The organism is Photobacterium sp. Hal280, from assembly GCF_037162255.1.
In the GTDB taxonomy this organism is placed as follows: domain Bacteria; phylum Pseudomonadota; class Gammaproteobacteria; order Enterobacterales; family Vibrionaceae; genus Photobacterium.
In genome coordinates this window covers 1-14,393 of sequence record NZ_JARLUO010000005.1, presented here as the reverse complement: position 1 = coordinate 14,393, position 14,393 = coordinate 1, and the positions used below count along the sequence as shown (strand labels likewise).

The following is a 14,393-nucleotide window of genomic DNA, read 5'->3' as shown; positions in this document are numbered from 1 at the left end:
CCCGGCCATGCACCACGGATCAGTTTTTCCAGAAGGCCGGGAATGCCAAGACCAGTACGGTCAGGATTTCTAAGCGGCCCATCAGCATGCCAAGGCTGAGGATCCATTTGGCGGCATCCGGCAGGGAGGCGAAATTACCGGTCGGGCCAATCATCGTCCCCATGCCCGGCCCTACATTGGCCACGGCTGTCACCGAGCCGCTGATGCTGGTGATCGGATCCAGTCCCAGCATGGCCAGTAAAGCGGCAATGATGATGATGGTCATGATGAAAGTCAGGGCGAAGGCCACCACAGAGCGGACAATCGCATCCGTCACCGGTCTTTGATTATATCGCTGAATAAACACCCCGGACGGGTGAATCAGCTGCATCAGCTGTTTGCGCAGCAAGGCGATGGCAACCTGAAAACGGAACACTTTGAAGCCGCCGGCCGTCGATCCTGAGCAGCCACCGACCAGCATCATGAAAGCAAACACCACGGTCGGAAACGCGCCCCAGGCGGTAAAATCTTCCAGCCCGAATCCTGTGGTGGTGACCACTGAAACGATATTGAACATGGCGACCCGAATGGCATGACTGAAGTCATAACCATCCTGCCAGCACAGCCAGAGGGCAACCATCAGGCTGACGATCAGCACAGTGATCGTATAACCCCGGACCTGTGCATCCCGAAATAATGACGCCGGCTGTTTTTTGCGCAGCATCTGCACAAAGAGCAGAAACGGCAGTCCGCCGGCAAACATAAACACAATGGCGACCCAGTGCGCGGCCGGTGAGAAGTGGTTCATCGAGCTGTCTGAAGTGGAATAGCCACCGGTGGATAAGGTGGTGAACGCATGATTGACCGCATCAAATGTGTTCATGCCCGCTGCCATAAAACCGAGAATGCACATCGCCGTGAGGCTGAGATAAACAATCACAATATTGGTGGCTACGTTTTTGGTGCGCGGCGAGCTTTTTTCCGACCAGTCCGAGGATTCGGTCTGGAACAGGCGCATCCCGCCAACGTTGAGCATCGGCAGAATGGCGACCCCCATCACGATAAAGCCGATCCCGCCCAGCCATTGCAGGGTGGAGCGCCACAACAGAATGCTGGGGGCCATGTCATCGAGACCGCTCAGTACCGTTGATCCTGTGGTGGTGATGCCCGACATGGTTTCGAAATAGGCGTCGGTAAAGCTGATGTGGTTGATCAGCATAAAGGGGAGCGCGGCAAAGGCACTGGCCACCGTCCAGACCAGAGTGGTCAGCAGGAACATGTCCCTGACCCCGAGCTTGAAATCTGTGACTTTTCCGAATGTCAGGCAAGCAAAGGCCACGATATGGGTAATGATAACCGCGGTCGCAAAATCAATGAAGCCGCCCGTACCGGTCAGAAAAGCCAGTATGGTGGGCAGGTACATGAACAGGGCGATCTTGGACAAGACCAGCCCTATGACAAAAATGATCGGACGAAGATTAACCATAGCTGCTCAGAGAAAGAAAGGACTGGGCTGGAACAGGCGTTCTACATCCGGGATGTACTTCTTGTCGACCAGGAACATGACCACGTGGTCGTCCTGCTCTATCACGGTACGGTCGTGGGCAATCAGCACTTCTTCGCCGCGCACGATGGCGCCAATGGTGGTGCCCGGCGGCAGCTTGATATCCCCGATGGCTTTGCCAACCACTTTGGAGGTGCTGGCATCGCCGTGCGCGATGGCTTCAATCGCTTCTGCCGCGCCGCGCCGCAGCGAGGAAACGTTGACGATATCGGCTTTACGCACATGGGTCAGCAAAGCAGAAATCGTGGCCTGCTGCGGTGAAATTGCGATATCGATTGTGCCGCCCTGCACCAGATCGACATACGCGCCGCGCTGGATAAGCACCATCACCTTCTTGGCACCCATGCGTTTGGCCAGCATGGCCGACATGATATTGGCTTCGTCATCGTTGGTGACGGCGATGAAGACGTCGATCTGCTCGATATGCTCTTCGCTCAGCAGTTCCTGATCAGAAGCGTCACCACAGAAGACGATGGTGTTGGTCAGCATTTCCGATAAGCTTTCTGCGCGCTGCGGGTTGTGTTCGATCAGCTTGACGCTGTAGCTGTTTTCCAGCCGTTTGGCCAAACCGGCGCCGATGTTGCCGCCCCCGACGATCATCAGGCGTTTGTACGGTTTTTCCAGACGCTGCAGCTCACTCATCACTGAGCGGATATGGTTGCTGGCGGCGACGAAAAACACTTCATCATCGGCTTCGATAATGGTGGTTCCCTGCGGACGGATCGGTCGCCCCTGACGGAAAATTGCTGCGACACGGGTATCGACGTGCGGCATGTGCTCGCGCAGCGCGGACAGTGCATTGCCGACCAGCGGACCGCCGTAATAGGCTTTGACCGCTACCAGCCCGACTTTGTTGTCGGCAAAGCCCACCACCTGCAGTGCACCCGGGTAAGCAATCAGGCGTTCAATATAACCTGTCACCAACTCTTCCGGTGCAATCAGGTGATCGACCGGCACTGCATCGGTATGGAACAGCTGATGTTTTTCTTTGAGATATTCCGGAGAACGGATACGGGCCACCCGGTTCGGGGTGTTGAACAGAGAAAAGGCGATCTGACAGGCAATCATGTTGGTTTCGTCAGAATTGGTGACGGCAACCAGCATGTCTGCGTCCTGCGCACCGGCGTCCCTGAGGGTACGGGGATGACTGGCATACCCCTGAACCACCCGCAAATCGTATTTGTCCTGCAGTTCGCGCAAGCGTTCAGGGTTGGAGTCGACAATGGTGATGTCATTGTTCTCGCCAACCAGGTTTTCTGCCAGCGTACCGCCGACCTGGCCTGCGCCAAGAATGATAATTTTCATAGCTGATGCCTGATGAGTGTTCTCAGATCCTTGCTGTTTGTCGTTAGGGTACACTGAGTTGGTGAGAGAAGCAGCAATTTCAACCCGTTTGCACAAAGACTTAACCTTGTTTTGCGGAATGCACTGATACTTCTCTCACCACGGGATCAGGCCGTGACGCGTTTCTCCAGCACCGCGTAATAGAAGCCGTCCATGTCCGCTTCACCCGGCAGAATCTGGCGTCCTGGCGCGTCAGCGGTGCCGTTGTCTGCCCCTTCGGCCAGCACTGCATCTGGCGTGCGCGACAGGAAGGCTTTCACTTGCTCGCGGTTTTCCTGCGGCAGAATGGAGCAGGTTGCGTACACCAGCGTGCCGCCCGGTTTCAGCTGTTGCCACATGGCATCCAGAATCTCGGCCTGCAGGGTAGCCAGTGCCGCAATGTCGTCGGCGCGGCGCAGCCATTTGATGTCCGGATGACGGCGGATCACCCCGGTTGCCGAACACGGCGCGTCGAGCAAAATCCGGTCAAAGGCACTGCCCTGCCACCATTGCTGCGGATAACGGGCATCGGCACACAAGACTTCGGCGTCCAGTTTCAGGCGCTGCAGATTGTCTTTGATTCTCAGCAGCCGCTGTTCATCACAGTCGATAGCGACGACACTGGCGCCCGGCTCGCGCTCCAGAATATGGGCGGTTTTGCCGCCCGGTGCGGCGCAGCAATCCAGGATCAGCTCACCGGCCTGCGGCTTGAGGTAATCGACGGCCAGCTGTGCGGCGGCATCCTGCACCGAGACCCAGCCATCGGCAAACCCCGGCAGCAACTGAACATCACAGGCGCGTTCCAGCTTCAGCGCATCGCCGGCCTGCGGATGGACAGTCGCCCTGATCTCCGTTTCGTCCAGCAGGGCCAGGTACTGATCCCGGCTGTGGTGACGGCGATTCACACGCAGCCACATCGGGGCTTTGGTGTTGTTGGCGGCGGTCACGGCGTCCAGTTGCGCCGGGTAATGCTCGCGCAGCAGCTTGAGTAACCAGCCGGGATGGCCGTACTTACCGGCATCATGGCTCATTGCCTGCTGATCCAGCGCTTCTTGCTGACGCTGATAGTTACGCAAAATTGCGTTGATCAGGCCGCGAAGCTGGGGCTTTTTCAGTGTCTTGGTGGCATCGACAGTTTCGGCCACGGCGGCATGCGCCGGAATGCGCATATACCCGAGCTGGTACAGGCCGACCAGGATCAAATGATGAAACACACGTTGTTTGCCTTTCAGCGGCTTATCCATCAAGGACTGAGTGACAGATTCCAGGCGCGGCAGCCAGCGCAGTACGCCGTAGCAGATTTCCTGCAGCAGGGCGTGGTCACGGGGTTTGATCCCCTGTTGCGCGGCTGGCAGAGCAGTAGCCAGCGATTGGCCTTGATCCACCACCTGATAGATCACCTCGGCCGCAGCAGCTCTTACATTCATGATTGCATTCCTGACTAGATGAGCTTATGGCAGTTTGCTGACTGCCATGGTTGCCGCATGAGCGGCGAATGAAAAAGCCAGCGCAACAGCAAATCTGCCTTGTTCACTGGCTAAAAACCGTTTGTAGGGGCGCATCTGTTTACAGCACGGCACCCGGGGTAAACCACTCGCGGCGTGAGTTCAGCAGATCCTGCGCGGCCATGGCTTTCTTGCCCGGCGGCTGCAGTTGTACCAGACGCAAGGCGCCTTTGCCGGTGGCAACCAGGATGCCCTGTTTGTCGGCTGACAAAATGGTGCCAGGGGCCTGGCCCTGGTGATCGGCTTCCACCTCGGCCTGCCAGACTTTGACGTTTTGCTCTGCCACGGTAAAAAAGCTCATCGGCCACGGATTGAAGGCGCGAACACAGCGCTCAATCGCTTCGGCGTCCATGGTCCAGTCGATTTTCGCTTCTTCTTTGCTGAGTTTTTCTGCGTAATTGGCACGCTCGTCATTTTGTTTTTCCGCCACGGCGCGGCCTGCGGCGATATCGTCCAGGCAGCTCAGCAGCGTGTCCGGTCCCAGCCCGGCCAGTTTGTCGTACAGGCTGGCACTGGTATCTGTTGCGGCGATCGGCAGTGAGGCGATTTTCAGCATGTCGCCGGTATCGAGACCTTCATCCATCTGCATGATGGTCACGCCGGTTTCTGCATCCCCGGCCCAGATAGAGCGCTGGATCGGTGCGGCGCCCCGCCAGCGCGGCAGAATGGAGCCATGGACATTAATACAGCCCAGACGCGGCGTATCCAGGACCACTTTGGGCAGGATCAGGCCATAGGCCACCACCACCATGAGGTCAGCGTTCAGGGCGGCCAGTTCCTGCTGGGCGGTTTCATCGCGCAGGGTTTTCGGCTGGTAAACCGGGATATTCTGCTCCAGCGCCAGATGTTTAACCGGGCTGGCGGTGAGTTTTTTGCCGCGGCCGGCAGGCTGGTCCTGACGGGTGTAAACGGCGATAACCTCGTGCTGTGAAGATAATAACGCCGCCAGATGACGGGCGGCGAAATCAGGCGTACCAGCAAATACGATACGTAAGGGTTGGCTCAAGATAACCTCGGCTTCTTAGACTTGCTCTTGGTAGCGCTTCATTTTTTCCAGCTTTTTCTGGATCCGCTGGCGCTTGAGAGGTGACAGGTAATCTACGAAGAGCTTACCGGCCAGATGGTCCAGTTCGTGCTGTACACAAATGGCCAGCAGATCGTCGGCTTCAAAAGTGTATTCCTTGCCGTCACGGTCCAGGGCGCGCACTGTGACTTCCGCAGCGCGGGGACCAGTGCCCGGGCGCCAGGCACAGACAGGCAACCTTCTTCGATGCCGTCTTCGCCGCGTTTTTCCAGGATTTCCGGGTTGATCAGCACCATCGGCTGGTTGCGTTCTTCCGAGATATCAATGACAACGATTCGCTGATGAATATCAACCTGTGTGGCCGCCAGGCCGATACCATCTTCGTCATACATAGTGTCCAGCATGTCATCGACGATTTTCTGGATTTCAGGCGTGACCGCTTCGACTGGCTTGGCGACAGTCCGCAGGCGATCATCAGGGAAAGTTAACACGTTTAAAACAGACATAGATTCCCGTAAATAGTGACGTATAAAAAAGGACAATAGCTTATTTGCTCTAATTCTAGTCATTTTCATCCTCAAAGAACAGCTTTCGACACCTTTGTCTGCCGGACAAGCGGCTGTGATACCGGCCGTCAGTCCGATTACCTGCATGATGAAACCCGAATCTGAAAGCGAGAATTCTGCCGCAAAGATCCAACCATCACATAGCAACAGACGACTTTGCCTGACAGGCTGCACCAAGCGTGGAGTGAGAGGGACGATTGATGATGCGTATGTGTGTATGGGTGAGTGTACTGTGGCTGTCGGCGTTAACGCCGGCCGTTGCCGGGTTCGGGTTACCGGGGCGTTTAGTGACCGCGGAGCAGCTGGGATTAGCCCCGAGAGTGATCCCAGTGATGAACGGGCGTCAATACCTGACCCGCGACGATGAACTCCTGGTCAAAGAAGTGCTCGAGAATGGCAGTACCTGGCATATCTACCGCCCGACACGGGCATTCAGCACGACTGAACCTTCCTATCATTCCGCCGCCGATGTGTGGGGTATGCTGCCGGTGGCGAGTGTCACCGTGGTGACCAATGATGATCAGGGCAGCCGGCTGGCGGTGACCGCAGGGATGCAGGAAATCCGCCCGGGTGATCGCCTGCTCAGGCCCACGGCTCCCCATTCAGCCGGTCAGTCCGATGTCCCTCCGGAGGCTGTCAGAGTGCTGGGAGGTTTGCAGGACCACCATTATATGCAGGACTGGCTGGTGCTGGATCACGGCGCGGAGCATGGCCTGGAGCCCGGTCAGCGCTGGCGGATTGAACATCACTTGCTGGGACAGCGGCTGGTGGCGGATGTGGAAATCGGCGATACCCTTGACCAATTCAGTCTCGCCCAGGTCATTCGCAGCCAGGGACCGATCAAAATCGGCGATATTGCAAAACGCATTGAGCGCGAACATGAATGACAGGGAAGACTGGCTGGCACTGGCCGCCGTGCCCGGTCTGGGCGGACAGCGAATCCAGCAATTGCTGGCGCAGGCCACTGTGGCCGAGATCCGTAACATGCCCGAACCGCACCTGATGGCGATGGGGCTGAAAGGGCGGCAAATCAACCTGTTGCGACGGCCGGACAGCAAGCGCTTGCACGAAGCCCTGCGCTGGTGCGAACTGGATAACCAGCACCTGCTGGTCTTAAGTGACCCGGCTTACCCCCGCCTGCTGAAGGAAATCAGCTCACCGCCGCCTGTCCTTTTTATTCGCGGACAGCCACATTGGCTCAGTGAGCCGCAGCTGGCGATTGTCGGCAGCCGGCATGCCAGTCTTGATGGTCGAGAGGCGGCACGGGAGTTTGCCGCGGCGATGGTTGCCGCGGATTATGTCGTGACCAGTGGCCTGGCGCTGGGAGTGGATGGCCACGCCCATGACAGCGCGCTGAAAAATGGCGGCGCGACTGTGGCTGTGCTGGGATCGGGTCTGGGCCGCATCTATCCCGCCGCTCATCGGGAACTGGCGGGCCTGATTGCGGAGCAAGGTGCTCTGGTTTCTGAGTTCTGGCCGTCAGAGCCTCCCAGGCCGCAGCATTTTCCCCGCCGTAACCGTATCATCAGCGGGTTGTCTGTCGGCGTGCTTGTGGTGGAGGCCGCACTGAAGAGCGGCTCGCTGATCACAGCACGCTATGCGCTGGAGCAAGATCGCGAGGTGTTTGCCCTCCCCGGCTCTATTTATGCACCCGGCAGCAAAGGCTGTAACGCGCTGATTAAATCCGGTGCTAAACTGGTGGAAAGCCCGGTCGATATCTTTGAGGAGGTTGGCGCACTCACCCACTGCGCAAAAAGTAGTCAAATGAGCGTATCGCTGCCACATCCTGAAAATGAGCAATTGCCATTTAATGCGGTGTTGGCTAACGTAGGCAATGAAGCAACACCCGTAGATGTGGTTGCTGAACGTTGTGATCAACCTGTCCATGAAGTAATGACGCAATTGCTGGAGTTAGAATTGCAAGGGGTTATCACTTCAGTGCCCGGTGGCTATATCAGATCGAGGAGGGGCTAGTCATGATGGATATACTCATGTACCTGTTTGAAACCTATATTCACAGTGACGCTGAATTAATGGTAGATCAGGACGAACTGTCCGAAGAATTACTGCGCGCAGGATTTCACCAAGAAGATATTTATAAGGCTCTGAACTGGCTAGAGAAACTTGCAGCGCTGCAAGATACCGACCATACCCCTTATATGAACACCAGTGCGGTAACCTCAATCCGTGTTTATACACAGGATGAGATGAATCGTCTGGACGTCACTTGCCGTGGTTTCCTGACCTATCTGGAGCAAATCCATGTTCTGAGCTCTGAAACTCGGGAGATGGTGATCGACAGAGTCATGGAACTGGAAACGACAGAATTTATTCTCGATGATCTGAAGTGGATCATTCTGATGGTGCTGTTTAATGCGCCGGGTAATGAAAGCGCCTACAGCCAGATGGAAGAGCTGCTTTATGGTGCAGAGGACGGCTATCTTCATTAATTGCGACATCACAGAAGCGAAGGCCTGAGGTATGGCCCGTAAAATTAACCCTGAGCTGTTTTCCCACCAGGTTCACCAAGAGACGCCCTGCCCTCAATGCGGGGCGGCTCTGTTCATGCGCCATGGAAAACACGGTCCCTTTTTGGGTTGCAGCGCCTATCCGGCCTGCGATTACATCAAACCCTTGCATCAGAATGACGGCCACATCGTCAAAGCGCTGGGTGTGCCATGTCCCGAGTGCCAGCATGAGCTGGTCCTGCGCCAGGGACGCTACGGCATGTTCATCGGCTGCAGCAATTACCCAGCGTGTCACCATATAGAAACGCAAAATGCGCCACCTGCAGAACCGCAGGAGAATGCCAGGTTATGTCCTGAATGTGGCACGGGGCATCTGGTGAAACGTAACAGCCGTTACGGCAAGGCGTTTTACGGCTGCGATGGCTATCCCAAGTGTAAATTTGCCGTCAATGCGCAGCCTGTTGCCGGACAATGTGAGGCCTGTGGCTATCCGTTGCTGGTGCAAAAAAAGCTCGCCAGCGGCGAAAAGCACCAGTGTGCTCACCGTAAGTGTCAGCATATCCAGTCGTCCTGAGCGGATTTCAGTATTCACTTAGCGTAAATGACAAAAGCAAAAGGACGCAGACGGTTGATGCCGCCTGCGTATCAGGAGTTAGTGTTGGTATTGCTGCAGAGCCGGGAAAGTGCGAGGGTTTAAGATCTCTGCCAGTGACGCAAGGCGCGATTCCAGCTGACTGTCTGTGTCGGCACAGACATTGATATGCCCCATCTTGCGCCCTGCGCGTTTTTCCTTGCCGTACCAGTGAATATGGCAGCCCGCCATGGCCAGCAAGGCCTCGGGCAGGGTGTCTTCCCCCAGAATATTGATCATCGCTGTAGGACGAATCAAATCCGTGCTGCCCAGTGGCAAGCCGCACACTGCCCGTAAATGATTTTCGAACTGACAGGTTTCTGCGCCCTGCTGGGTCCAGTGGCCTGAATTGTGCACCCGGGGGGCAATTTCATTGACCAGCAACTGGCCATGCACATCAAAGAATTCCAGCGCCAGGACGCCGACATAATCCAGGCTGTCCGCCACCGCGGTGAACATTTCTTTGGCTTGCTGCTGCAGCTCAGGGCAATGGATTGCGGTAGACAGGCTCAGCACACCATCGGTGTGTACATTTTCCGCCAGCGGATAAACAGCGATGTCCCCGTTTTTGCCACGCACACCGACCAGAGAGACTTCGCGATCAAAAGGCACAAATTCTTCTGCCACAATAGCCTGAGTGGGGGTGGCGGCGATGCATTGTGCCATTTCCGGCCAGATAAGATCAGCATCGGCAGCGCTTTTCAGCCGCCACTGACCTTTTCCGTCGTAGCCGCCCAGGGCACTTTTCAGCACCATAGGGACACCAACATGTGCAATGGCGGTGTTGAAGTCATCGCGGCTCTGAATCACAGTATATCGGGCATTTTTTACGCCGGCGGTATCCAGCAAAGTTTTCTCTATGCGTCGATCACCGCCGGCTTTGATCGCCGCTGTCGTCGGCAGGAACTTGCCGCTTTTTTCGCAGATATCCAGGATATTGTGCGGGATGTGCTCGAACTCTGCGGTGATGACGTCGCATTGGGCAATCGCGCTGTCCAGTCCGTGGCCAAGCACGGTTTGCGTCAGCGGATGCACGATGTTCTCGCTGTTCACGTCGTAGGCGATCACATCAATATTTAACGGGGCACCCGCCAGCGACATCATACGGGCCAGTTGCCCGGCACCTAAAACCAGAACCTTTTTCATGCTCAGATTTCCTCAGATGGATCCGGCTGGCTCAGCACTGTGTCAGTCTGCTCTTTGCGGAAGGCATCAATCGCCGCCATCACGCCGGCATCCTGAGTGCCTATGATTTGTGCCGCCAGTAAACCGGCATTCGCCGCGCCTGCTTCGCCAATGGCCAGTGTTCCTACCGCTACCCCTTTGGGCATCTGAACAATCGACAGCAGCGAGTCCATGCCTTTCAGCGCCCGTGACTGCACAGGGACGCCAAGCACCGGCAGGCTGGTGAACGCGGCGGTCATGCCCGGCAAATGGGCGGCGCCGCCAGCCCCTGCGATAATCACTGAAATGCCGCGCTGATGCGCGGTTTCGGCGTATTCGGCCAACAGGTGCGGAGTCCGGTGCGCGGAAACGACTCTGGTTTCGTAGGCAATATTGAAGCGATCCAGCATCTCAGCTGCATGTTGCATGGTTGGCCAGTCAGATTTTGAGCCCATGATAATACCGACTTTCATCCCGAACTCCTTAGGGTTATGTTAATCAGGCAAGAGGGTTTGCCGCGCATTATACGGAGATTTTTCCTTAAGGAAAACGTTTGCGTCGCGGTCTGGGGCGTAATTGATGCAGTTCGCTGAGATTGAGTTAAAATAACGCCCCAGAGAATAACAACCGTCGCCAGCGGGTCTGGTGCGGTATCAAGCCATTGAGGACAGTGTGGATAATTTAAGCCAAGTGGTCACCGCGTTACAGCAAGGTGAAGTGATTGCCTACCCGACAGAAGCCGTCTTTGGGGTGGGCTGCGATCCCGATAATCCGGAGGCGGTTGCCAGGCTGCTGGCGCTGAAGCAACGACCGGTTGAGAAAGGCTTGATTTTAATCGCGGCCGATTATGCTCAGCTGGCGCCGTATATCGATGACAGCCAGCTCACCGATGAGCAGAAAACCCGTATTATGGCCACCTGGCCGGGCCCGGTAACCTGGGTCATGCCCACCAAACCCCAGGTACCCGCTTTTTTGACCGGACAATTCACCACGATTGCGGTTCGGGTGACCGACCATCCGCTGGTGCAGCAGCTGTGCCGTGAGTTTGGTAAGCCGCTGACCTCAACCAGTGCGAACCTGACTGGCGAACCACCATGCCGGACAGTGGATGAGGTGGTATCCCAATTGGGGGATCACCTAAGTACCATCTTGCACGGTGAAACGGGGGGCGTGACAATCCGTCTGAAATTCGCGATGCTGCAACAGGGCATATTTTTCGACAGGGATAATTTACGCATGCAAGACGTTAACAAACACGCCGTGAAGGCGTTCTTACTGGAGCTGCAAGAGACCATCTGCCGGGCACTGGAAGCGCAGGATGGCCAGGCCTGCTTTGTCGAAGACAGCTGGGAAAGAGAAGAAGGTGGCGGCGGCCGCAGCCGGGTATTGCGTAATGGTGCTGTCTTTGAGCAGGGCGGCGTCAATTTCTCTCATGTGTATGGTGCCCAGATGCCGGCTTCGGCAACAGCTCACCGGCCTGAACTGGCAGGACGTCGCTTTGAGGCGATGGGCGTTTCTCTGGTGATTCATCCCAAGAATCCCTATATCCCGACGTCGCATGCCAATGTCCGCTTCTTTATTGCCGAGAAAGAGGGCGAAGATCCGGTCTGGTGGTTTGGCGGCGGTTTTGACCTGACTCCTTTTTATCCCTTTGATGAAGACTGTCGTCACTGGCATCAGGTAGCGAAAGAGATTTGCGCCCCCTTCGGCGACACGGTTTATGCCGAGCATAAAGCCTGGTGTGATCAATACTTCTTTCTGCCGCATCGTCAGGAAACCCGGGGCGTCGGCGGTTTATTCTTTGATGATCTCAATCAGTGGGGATTTGAAAAGTCCTTTGCGTATATGCAGTCAGTGGGCTTGGGTTTTCTGGATGCTTATCTGCCTATAGTAGACAAACGCTACCCTACCCCTTACGGTGAGCGTGAACGTCAATTCCAGCTTTATCGCCGTGGTCGTTATGTCGAATTTAACCTGGTCTATGACCGGGGGACCTTATTCGGCCTGCAAAGTGGCGGGCGCACTGAGTCTATTTTGATGTCGATGCCTCCTCTGGCACGGTGGGAGTATTGCTTCCAGCCAGAGCCGGATTCACAGGAAGCCCGTTTGTGCGATTACCTGACCCCGCGCGACTGGTAGTCCGGCGCCGGTGAATATGAAGAAAGTGATTAAGTGATTGAGTGATAAGGAAGACACAGCAACCATGAATCAGGCCAAGGATAAATATGTCGTATTCGGTAATCCGATTGCCCAGAGCAAGTCACCGTTGATTCATACCCTGTTTGCGCGTCAAACAGCACAAAACATGGTGTATGAGGCCCGGCTGGCGCCAGTGGCGGGTTTTCTGGCTGCCGCGGATCAGTTTTTTGCTGCCGGGGGACGCGGTTGTAATATTACCGTGCCTTTTAAAGAGCAGGCGTTTAGCTATGCCACCCAACTGACAGAGCGGGCGCAATCAGCCGGCGCCGTGAATACGCTGAAGAAACTCGATGATGGCGGTATCCTCGGGGATAACACGGATGGTGAAGGTCTGGTGCAGGATTTACTGCGCAATCAGGTGGCAATCCAGGGCAAGCGCATTCTTCTTATCGGAGCGGGAGGCGCGGCGCGCGGCGTCATTCTGCCTTTGCTGGCGCAGGCCCCTGCCAATCTGGTGATTACCAATCGAACCTTTACCAAAGCAGAAGAGCTGGCCGCCGTGTTTGCTGCTTATGGCAAGGTGGCGGGTATGGCATTGGATGATCTGGCTGATGCGCCGCATTTCGATGTGATCATCAATTCGACTTCTGCCAGCCTGAGCCAGTCACTGCCGGGCATTCCTGCTTCTCTTATTCATCCTGAAGTGGTGTGCTACGACATGGTTTATGGTCAGGAGCAAACCACATTTAATCAGTGGGCAGAGACATTAGGCGCCCGTCAGGTGATTGATGGCCTGGGTATGCTGGTGGGTCAGGCTGCTGAAAGTTTTATGCTGTGGCGCGGCATGCGGCCCGGTACCGAACAGGTACTGCGCGAGCTGCGTCGTACTTTACAGGCAAAATAGAGAATGCCATGAATCAAGATATTTTATTTGCCGACTTGCAAAGCTGGGACAGTGAGCGCCAGGCGGTATGCTTTCCCGCCCAGCAAGCCGGAGCGTTGATCCGTTGCTGGGTCAGGCTGGACTGGTTGGAAAAGCAAGCCGAGATGGCACTGACCGATGAGGCGGCTATATTAGCCGCCTTTGCCGAGTACCGTTTTGATCTTGAAGAGCTCGCCGAGACGTCGATTGACCAAGAGAACTTTAATCAAGACGGCGAAATCATGATTGGCTGATCTTATGCTCTTCGAGGTATTCATCTTTCAGTCGGACATAGTTCTCGGCTGACTGCGGAAGAAATGCTAATTCAGTATCGGTCAAAGGTCTCGCCTGCTTGGCGGGGCTGCCGACATACAAGTACCCGCTTTCCAATACTTTGCCTGGCGGGACTAAAGTCCCAGCCCCGATAATCACATCATCTTCGATCACTGCGCCATCAAGAAGAATGGCACCCATCCCTATCAGGACCCGATTCCCTACCCGGCAGCCATGCAGCATGGCTTTGTGGCCAATTGTCACATCATCACCAATAATCAGAGGATGGCCATCAGGATTGCTGTTGCTTTTGCGGGTGACGTGCAAGACAGTTCCATCTTGTACATTGGTACGCTTTCCTATCTTGATATGATTGACGTCACCCCGTGCTGCCACCAATGGCCAGATACTGCTGTGGTCAGCCAAGTGAATATCTCCTACCAGTACGGCTGACGGGTCGATATAGACTTCCTCGCCTATTGTGGGAGTGATTCCTTTATATGACCGGAGAGAGTTTTGCATCTGGTTACCTCGAATATCTGGAGCAGGATTACTGAGTCTCGGAACGTCTGCGGTGTTTATACCACCAAAATCACAAAAGGTTGTGTGAATCTTGCTCGCTTGGTCGAAAATGACAGAATTATTTCAATTTGGCTATTGCCAACGTGATCGAACTCTCTATAATGCCGCCTCACTGACACGGCAGAGCAGCAAAATTAAAACGCTAGGCAGTGTAAGCGGTTAGAAAAACAAATTGAAAAAAGTGTTTGACACTTCACTTTAATTAGTTAGAATGGCCGCCCGTTTCGAGAGATGAATCACAAAGATTCTTATC

General features: G+C 55.5%; 14 protein-coding genes and 2 pseudogenes. 8 read left to right on the top strand and 8 right to left on the bottom strand.

The genetic code is table 11. From position 1 onward, the window contains the following. Window positions 1-19: 19 nt before the first annotated feature. The 5 genes and pseudogenes from P4S53_RS09080 to def all read right to left on the bottom strand — a co-directional run bounded on the left by P4S53_RS09080 (window position 20) and on the right by def (window position 5,901). Complete coding sequence (locus P4S53_RS09080; protein WP_337112439.1) at window positions 20-1,465, bottom strand: TrkH family potassium uptake protein; 1,446 nt, start codon at window positions 1,463-1,465, stop codon at window positions 20-22. 6 nt (window positions 1,466-1,471) lie between these two features. Then, the gene (gene trkA / locus P4S53_RS09075) at window positions 1,472-2,902 is read right to left on the bottom strand and encodes a Trk system potassium transporter TrkA (RefSeq protein ID WP_327078759.1); all 1,431 of its coding nucleotides are present in this window, start codon (window positions 2,900-2,902) and stop codon (window positions 1,472-1,474) included. 92 nt (window positions 2,903-2,994) lie between these two features. After that, window positions 2,995-4,293: a 16S rRNA (cytosine(967)-C(5))-methyltransferase RsmB gene (rsmB, locus tag P4S53_RS09070; protein ID WP_337112438.1), complete on the bottom strand. Its 1,299-nt coding sequence runs from the start codon at window positions 4,291-4,293 to the stop codon at window positions 2,995-2,997. 139 nt (window positions 4,294-4,432) lie between these two features. Next, the gene (gene fmt, locus P4S53_RS09065; RefSeq protein ID WP_337112437.1) at window positions 4,433-5,377 is read right to left on the bottom strand and encodes a methionyl-tRNA formyltransferase; all 945 of its coding nucleotides are present in this window, start codon (window positions 5,375-5,377) and stop codon (window positions 4,433-4,435) included. 15 nt (window positions 5,378-5,392) lie between these two features. Then, window positions 5,393-5,901 (bottom strand): annotated as a pseudogene (gene def / locus P4S53_RS09060) (peptide deformylase). Window positions 5,902-6,161: 260 nt separating this feature from the next. Here def and P4S53_RS09055 point away from each other — a divergent pair. Genes P4S53_RS09055 through P4S53_RS09040 form a run of 4 tightly spaced genes read left to right on the top strand, consistent with a single transcriptional unit; the run spans window position 6,162 to window position 9,003 of the window. Further along, on the top strand, window positions 6,162-6,848 hold the full coding sequence (locus P4S53_RS09055; RefSeq protein WP_337112436.1) for a hypothetical protein: 687 nt from the start codon (window positions 6,162-6,164) through the stop codon (window positions 6,846-6,848). Continuing rightward, complete coding sequence (gene dprA, locus P4S53_RS09050) at window positions 6,841-7,935, top strand: DNA-processing protein DprA (protein ID WP_337112435.1); 1,095 nt, start codon at window positions 6,841-6,843, stop codon at window positions 7,933-7,935. Before P4S53_RS09055 ends, dprA begins: the two co-directional genes overlap by 8 nt. 2 nt (window positions 7,936-7,937) lie before the next feature. Continuing rightward, window positions 7,938-8,411 carry a DUF494 family protein gene (locus tag P4S53_RS09045; RefSeq protein ID WP_046222121.1) on the top strand — a complete coding sequence of 158 codons (474 nt, stop codon included), beginning with the start codon at window positions 7,938-7,940 and terminating at the stop codon, window positions 8,409-8,411. Between the two features lie 31 nt (window positions 8,412-8,442). Continuing rightward, window positions 8,443-9,003: a DNA topoisomerase family protein gene (locus P4S53_RS09040; protein ID WP_337112434.1), complete on the top strand. Its 561-nt coding sequence runs from the start codon at window positions 8,443-8,445 to the stop codon at window positions 9,001-9,003. A gap of 78 nt (window positions 9,004-9,081) precedes the next feature. Here P4S53_RS09040 and P4S53_RS09035 read toward each other — a convergent pair whose 3' ends face one another. Next, entirely contained in the window at window positions 9,082-10,206 is a 1,125-nt protein-coding gene (locus tag P4S53_RS09035) for a 5-(carboxyamino)imidazole ribonucleotide synthase (RefSeq protein WP_337112433.1), read from the bottom strand. A 2-nt stretch (window positions 10,207-10,208) separates the two neighbouring features. Further along, a complete protein-coding gene (gene purE / locus P4S53_RS09030) occupies window positions 10,209-10,697 on the bottom strand; it encodes a 5-(carboxyamino)imidazole ribonucleotide mutase (RefSeq protein WP_120513885.1) in 489 nt (162 codons plus the stop codon). 199 nt (window positions 10,698-10,896) lie between these two features. Here purE and tsaC point away from each other — a divergent pair. The 4 genes and pseudogenes from tsaC to P4S53_RS09010 all read left to right on the top strand — a co-directional run bounded on the left by tsaC (window position 10,897) and on the right by P4S53_RS09010 (window position 13,539). After that, window positions 10,897-11,453: pseudogene (gene tsaC / locus P4S53_RS09025) on the top strand (L-threonylcarbamoyladenylate synthase type 1 TsaC). 7 nt (window positions 11,454-11,460) lie between these two features. Next, window positions 11,461-12,363, top strand: a complete 903-nt coding sequence (hemF, locus tag P4S53_RS09020) for an oxygen-dependent coproporphyrinogen oxidase (protein ID WP_337112432.1) — start codon at window positions 11,461-11,463, stop codon at window positions 12,361-12,363. A gap of 64 nt (window positions 12,364-12,427) precedes the next feature. Beyond that, window positions 12,428-13,267: a shikimate dehydrogenase gene (aroE, locus tag P4S53_RS09015; RefSeq protein ID WP_337112431.1), complete on the top strand. Its 840-nt coding sequence runs from the start codon at window positions 12,428-12,430 to the stop codon at window positions 13,265-13,267. 8 nt (window positions 13,268-13,275) lie between these two features. Then, entirely contained in the window at window positions 13,276-13,539 is a 264-nt protein-coding gene (locus P4S53_RS09010) for a DUF1488 domain-containing protein (RefSeq protein ID WP_337112430.1), read from the top strand. Here P4S53_RS09010 and P4S53_RS09005 read toward each other — a convergent pair. Then, window positions 13,526-14,080 (bottom strand): gamma carbonic anhydrase family protein, encoded by a 555-nt coding sequence (locus tag P4S53_RS09005; protein ID WP_337112429.1) that lies wholly within the window; start codon window positions 14,078-14,080, stop codon window positions 13,526-13,528. The two genes, P4S53_RS09010 and P4S53_RS09005, sit on opposite strands and share 14 nt — an antisense overlap. Between the last annotated feature and the right edge of the window lie 313 nt (window positions 14,081-14,393).